A 5,371-nucleotide genomic window follows, 5' to 3' on the forward strand; every position below is an offset into this window, starting at 1 on the left:
GTGCGCACGCCGTCGACGAAGACCACGTTGCGAACGCGCGCCTGCGCTGCTGGTGCGGCCACGGCGTCTCCTCCACATCGTCGTGATTCAACTGGCGCGACCGGAGAGCGCGACTCCTACCGATCGGTAACAGCAACTCTAGCCTTCGTTACCGGTCGGTAACCACCGAGGGTGACCTGTCGCGTGCGTCACAGGCCGCCCGCACGACCAAGAACAGCGCGAACCCGAGCGGCGACAGCACGACCGTGAGCACCAGCAGCGGCCCCATCAGCAGCGGGTGCGCTCCCACGCGACGGCCCTCCCGGTACACCCACGCCCCGATCAGCAGGTCCCAGGCCAGGACCTGCGCCCAGATCGCGGACGCGCCCCACGGCGAACCCATGAGCTCCCGGAGCGCGCCCAGGTCCGGGTTGCCCATCGTCGCCCACAACCGCGGCAGGTGCCCGGCGACCGCGGCGCCGTAGACCGCCAGCGCGGGCAGCGCGATCAGCGGGGAGGCCGCGACCCGCTCCGTCCAGCGCCAGCCGGGCGCCAGGACCATCAGCGCCCAGAACGGCGCGACCAGCGGGAACGCCAGGTCGAACAGCGCCTCGCTCACGCGGCCACCGCCGCCGCGTCCCGAGCCGGTTCCACCGCGGCGCGGCGCGCCCGTTCCCGGTCGGCGCGCCACAGCGCCCACCCGGTCCAGGCGAGCAGCGCCGCCAGGCCCGCCAGGGTGAGCGCGTCCGGGCGCAGCGGCGGCTGGCCGCGCAGCGCCTGCCACAGGGTCAGCGCGGTCAGGCCGGCCCAGGCCAGGCCCAGGTCGCGGGCCAGGCGCGGGGACGCCAGCCGGGGGAGCAGCGCCATCGCCAGCGGCAGCGCCTGCAGGGCGTGCATCCCGATGAAGTGCGACACCCGCAGGTCGCCGCCGGTGGTGCTCCAGCCGGTCAGCGGCAGGTGCGGGCCACCGTCCGGGGCGCCCACGGTGTGCGCGCCGACCAGGCCGAGCGCCGGGTCCTGGCCCTCGGCGGGCGAGGTCATCAGGAAGCCGACCGCCATGCCCGCCAGCGCCACGCCCATGCCGAACCGGAGCGCGACCGCCGTCGTGCGGTCCTCGAAGCGGCTGAACAGCAGCGCGAGCACGACCAGCGCGTGCACCACCCAGACCGCGGTGATCGTGGCGCCCATGACCGCGTACAGGGTGGAGTCGAGCTCGGTGGCGGTGTTGAAGTGGCTCCGCCTGCCCCTGGCGGCCTGGCCGACGATGATCGCCATCTCGACCGTGCCGCCCGCCGCCGCGAGCGTCCCGGCCCACCGGGTGAACCGGCGCAGGCGGGTGGTCAGGGAGAGCGCCCAGGCCAGGCTCACGCTGTACAGGGCGAGGGAGAGGGCGAACTTGAGCGGTTTGAACCAGAGGGGGCTGTCGGTCACGATGCGGTCGTCGACCAGCAGGCCGACCAGCGCGACCGGCACGAAGGCGGTGTTGAGCAGGGCGAAGACGGCCAGGGCCGGGTTCGCCCGCAGGGTGCGGATCACGGTTCGCTCCATGTATGGATAGTGACACTCTCTACTATCGGATAGCTACGGTATCCATGTGGTGCCGTCCTGGGAAGGGGTCTGATGCGAATCGCCGAGCTGGGCAGGCGCACCGGCGTGCCCGTGCCGACGATCAAGTACTACCTGCGCGAGGGGCTGCTGCCGCCCGGCGAGCGGACCAGCCCCAACCAGGCCCGCTACGGCGAGGAGCACGTGCGCAGGCTGCGGCTGGTCCGGGCCATGGTCGACGTGGGCGGGCTGTCGATCGCCGCGGTCGGCGAGGTGTTCGCCGCGCTCGCCGACCAGGAGGAGCGGGGACTGGTGCGGGCCCTGTCGACCGTCGAGGTCGCGGTGACGCCCGTCCCGGAGCACGAGGACGCCGAGGCCGCCGCGCAGGCGCGGGCGTTCCTGGAGCGGCAGGGCTGGCGGGCCGACGAGGGCGAGCCGGCGCTCCGCGCGCTCGTCGGGGTGCTCGGGACGGCGCGGGAGGTCGGGCACGACCGGTTCTGGGAGCTGCTCGACGGCTACGCGCGGCTGTGCGGGCCGCTGGCCGAGGCCGACCTGGACTACGCCACCGACGGGCCGGGCGGCTGGGTGGAGCGCGAGGAGGCCCTGGAGCGGGTGGTCGTGGGGACCGTGCTCGGGGACGCGGCGCTGGCGGCCGTGCGGCGGCTCGCGCGCAAGCAGGCGGCGCGACGGCGCTTCGGGAACCCGCGCGGGGAGACCGGCGGGGACGGCGGTGCGGCCGAGGGTGGCGCCGGAGCGCCGGAGGGCGCCTGAGCGGCGCGGGGGAGCACCCGCGCGGCCGACCCGGCTGCGCGGGGGAGCGGGCGCCTGCGCGGTGCGTGGGCGGCCCTGGGCGTGCGCCACCGGTCCGGGGAGGAGCCGGACCGCCGGAACGGCACGCCTGAGCGGTGTGCGGGACCGGCGCGGCCCTCCAGGGAAGGAGAGGTGCACAGGGAGGTGCGTGTTCGGTTGTGGCCGGTCCGGGCGCCTGTCGGCGGTGGGGCCGGTGTCGGTGCGGTGGTGCCGGTGGTCGGAGGCCTCCCGTCGCCGGTCGGCCTCGACGCACCCGTCTTCGCGGGTCGGTCAGCCCGGAGTGGCGGCCAGGGCCTCGCTGAGCGCCCGTGCCGTCAAGCCGATCTGCCACTCGCGCGCCCCGCCTTCGCGGAGCGCCGCCGTGACCCCGTCCAGCGAGGTGTCCGACGGCGGCTGCCAGCAGGTGCGGCGCACCAGGTCTGGCAGCAGCAGGTTCTCCACCGGCAGGGTGTTCGCCTCGGCGACCTCGGCCAGGGCGGTGCGCGCCGCCGCGAGCCGTGCTGCCGCCGCCGGGTCCTTGTCGGCCCAGCGGTTCGCCGGTGGAGGTCCGTCGTGGTGCTGGGCGGTCTCAGGCAGCTCCGCCCTGGGCAGCGCCGCCGCCTTGCGCAGCGCGCCCATCCACGTCCCGGCCATGCGCCGCTGGGCGCGTCCCCGGAACACCGGGAGCGCCAGCAGCGCGGCCTCGTCGGCCGGGTTGCGGGTCGCCGCGTCGACCAGCGCGCTGTCGGGCAGCACCCGGCCGGGGGCCAGGTCCCGCTCGCGCGCCAGAGCGTCGCGGGTCTCCCACAGCGACCGGACAGCGGCGAGCTGCCTGGTGCTGCGGATGCGGTGGATCCCCGAGGTGCGTCGCCACGGCTCCGCCCTCGGTTTGGGAAGCGGCGCGGTCCTGGCGGCGTCGAACTCCTCCAGAGCCCACTCCAGCTTGCCCTGCTGCCTCAGTTCCTCCTCGAGCACGTCGCGCAGCTGAACCAGCAGCTCGACGTCGAGCGCCGCGTAGTTGAGCCAGTCGGCGGGGAGGGGACGGCGCGACCAGTCGGCCGCGCCGTGCCCCGTCTCCAACCTGTAGCCCAGCAGCAGCTCGACGAGCGTGCCGAGTGCCACCCGTTCGAAACCGGCCAGCCTGCCCGCCAGCTCGGTGTCGAACAACGCGCTCGGCTTGAGACCCAGTTCGGCGAGGCACGGCAGGTCTTGCGACGCCGCGTGCAGCACCCACTCGGTCCCTTCGAGCGCCTCGACCAGCGGGTCCAACCGACCGCCCAGGGCGATCGGGTCGACCAGCACGGTCCCGGCGCCTTCCCGGCGCAGCTGCACCAGGTAAGCGCGTTGCGAGTAGCGGTAGCCCGAGGCTCGCTCGGTGTCCACCGCGACCGGGCCCTCGGCCCCGGCGAGCGCGTCAGCTGCTCGCCGGAGTGCCGAGGAGTCGGCCACCACCGGCGGAACCCCGTCAGCGGGTTCCGTCAGCGGGACCGGCTGTGCACCGGTCGGATCGGTTCGCTCGTCGGCGGGTACGTCCACGGCGGATGACCCTACGACGAACGCACCACTCGCGGGTGTGTTCGACTCGTTCAGCGCGTCGACCTGCGGTTCAGCGGATCACGCCCGCCCGCATGGCGAGCGCGACCATCTGAGCGCGATCCCCGGTGCCCAGCTTGCGCCCGATCCGCGACAGGTGAGACTTCACCGTGAGCGCGGACAGGCTCAGAGCCTCGCCGATCTCCTTGTTGCTCTGGCCATCGGCGACCAGCTGGAGGACCTCGACCTCACGCGCGGAGAGCTCCCGCGGCGTGTTGTCGGTGCCCGGCACGCGAGTTCCCGCAGCCAGCACGGGTGCCACGCTCGGGTCCGCGTAGACGCCGCCGTCGAGGACCCTGCGCACCCCGTCGGTGACCACCATCGGCGAGGCGGACTTCAGGAGGTACGCCTGGGCGCCCGCCTGGAAGGCCGACCTGACCGCGTAGGGGTCGTCGGAGGACGCGAGGACCACGATGCGGGGCCAGCCCTGGGCACGGAGTTCCGTGACCAGGTCGATGCCGGTGCCGTCCGGCAGACCCAGATCGAGGATCGCGAGATCGCACGGTCCGGTTGCGAGAGCCCGCGCCCGAGCTTCCGCGACCGAAGCCGCCTCATGCACAGTCCCGGCTCCCATCTGGGTGAGCCGGGCGCTTATCGCCTCCCTCAGCAGCGGGTGGTCGTCGACCACCAACACCGAAAAAAGCTCCTCCCGCGGGTGCGGGACCATGTTCGCCGGCAACGAGCCGGCTGGCGTGGTACGAACGGCCTGACCTAAGCCGACGGCAGCCACGTCACTACCTCCCTGGAGTCGGTCGTGCCCCCCGACCGGCACCGGGACTTTCGTCCAATCAGCCGCGCCACTGATCGACCGAAAGTGGTGTCGTCTGGGGCAGCGTAGCCGCCCAAGCGGGTCTACGGGACGATCAATCGGGTATCTATCCCCGATGAGTTGTCACCGACGGCCTCCGTTGTCACACGATTGGATGACAACCGGCTGGGCCCCGTAACGCGAACCGGACTCATAACGACAGACAGGAGTTGACCAGTGGCCGCCCTCACCGCGCGTCTGCGCGCCGAAGAACTGCTGGCACGGGTGCCTCTGGTCGACGGGCACAACGACCTCCCCTGGGCACTGCGCGACTTCGGTGCCGAAGGGCAAATCGGTGAAAAGTCAACGGGCGCCGATCCGTGTGCCGCTGCCGACACCGTCGACCTGACGGCCCACCAGCCCAGTCTCCAGACCGACCTGGGGAGGCTGCGCGAGGGCCGGTTGGGGATGCAGTTCTGGTCCGTGTGGGTCCCGTGCTCCCTGCCGGGTGACGCCGCCGTGGTCACGACCGTGGAGCAGGTCGACCTCGTCCACCGGTTGGCGCGGCGCTACCCCGACCACCTGGCGATCGCCACCACCGCGGACGAGGCCGAGGCGGCGTTCGCCTCCGGGCGCGTGGCCTCGCTGATCGGGGCCGAGGGCGGGCACAGCATCAACTCCTCGCTCGCCGTCCTGCGGGGGCTGCGCAGGCTGGGC

The 5,371-nt window shown here is 73.5% G+C and carries 6 protein-coding genes; 2 read left to right on the top strand and 4 right to left on the bottom strand.

What is annotated here, in order from left to right:
* Nucleotides 1-148: 148 nt before the first annotated feature.
* Together ACTUAL_RS30845 and ACTUAL_RS30850 are read right to left on the bottom strand one after the other, a co-directional pair.
* Entirely contained in the window at nucleotides 149-598 is a 450-nt protein-coding gene (locus ACTUAL_RS30845) for an ABA4-like family protein (protein WP_096492139.1), read from the bottom strand.
* Entirely contained in the window at nucleotides 595-1,527 is a 933-nt protein-coding gene (locus tag ACTUAL_RS30850) for a hypothetical protein (RefSeq protein ID WP_440902694.1), read from the bottom strand. Before ACTUAL_RS30850 ends, ACTUAL_RS30845 begins: the two co-directional genes overlap by 4 nt.
* Before the next feature lie 72 nt (nucleotides 1,528-1,599).
* Between ACTUAL_RS30850 and ACTUAL_RS30855 the strand changes: the two genes are divergently transcribed.
* Nucleotides 1,600-2,295, top strand: a complete 696-nt coding sequence (locus ACTUAL_RS30855) for a MerR family transcriptional regulator (protein ID WP_096492141.1) — start codon at nucleotides 1,600-1,602, stop codon at nucleotides 2,293-2,295.
* 309 nt (nucleotides 2,296-2,604) lie between these two features.
* Here ACTUAL_RS30855 and ACTUAL_RS30860 read toward each other — a convergent pair whose 3' ends face one another.
* A complete protein-coding gene (locus ACTUAL_RS30860) occupies nucleotides 2,605-3,849 on the bottom strand; it encodes an HRDC domain-containing protein (RefSeq protein ID WP_440902695.1) in 1,245 nt (414 codons plus the stop codon).
* Nucleotides 3,850-3,919: 70 nt separating this feature from the next.
* Entirely contained in the window at nucleotides 3,920-4,636 is a 717-nt protein-coding gene (locus ACTUAL_RS30865) for a response regulator (RefSeq protein WP_015099292.1), read from the bottom strand.
* 255 nt (nucleotides 4,637-4,891) lie between these two features.
* On the opposite strand from ACTUAL_RS30865, the gene ACTUAL_RS30870 reads away from it, so the two are divergent.
* Nucleotides 4,892-5,371, top strand: a 480-nt coding sequence (locus tag ACTUAL_RS30870; RefSeq protein WP_440902696.1) for a membrane dipeptidase, incomplete at its 3' end; no start/stop codon positions are given.

The sequence above is a fragment of the Actinosynnema sp. genome (genome assembly GCF_052038725.1).

Coding starts and splice junctions, on each gene's coding strand:
- ACTUAL_RS30850 (WP_440902694.1), bottom strand. CDS start 1,527: ATGGAGCGAACCGTGATCCGCACCCTGCGGGCGAACCCGGCCCTGGCC.
- ACTUAL_RS30855 (WP_096492141.1), top strand. CDS start 1,600: ATGCGAATCGCCGAGCTGGGCAGGCGCACCGGCGTGCCCGTGCCGACG.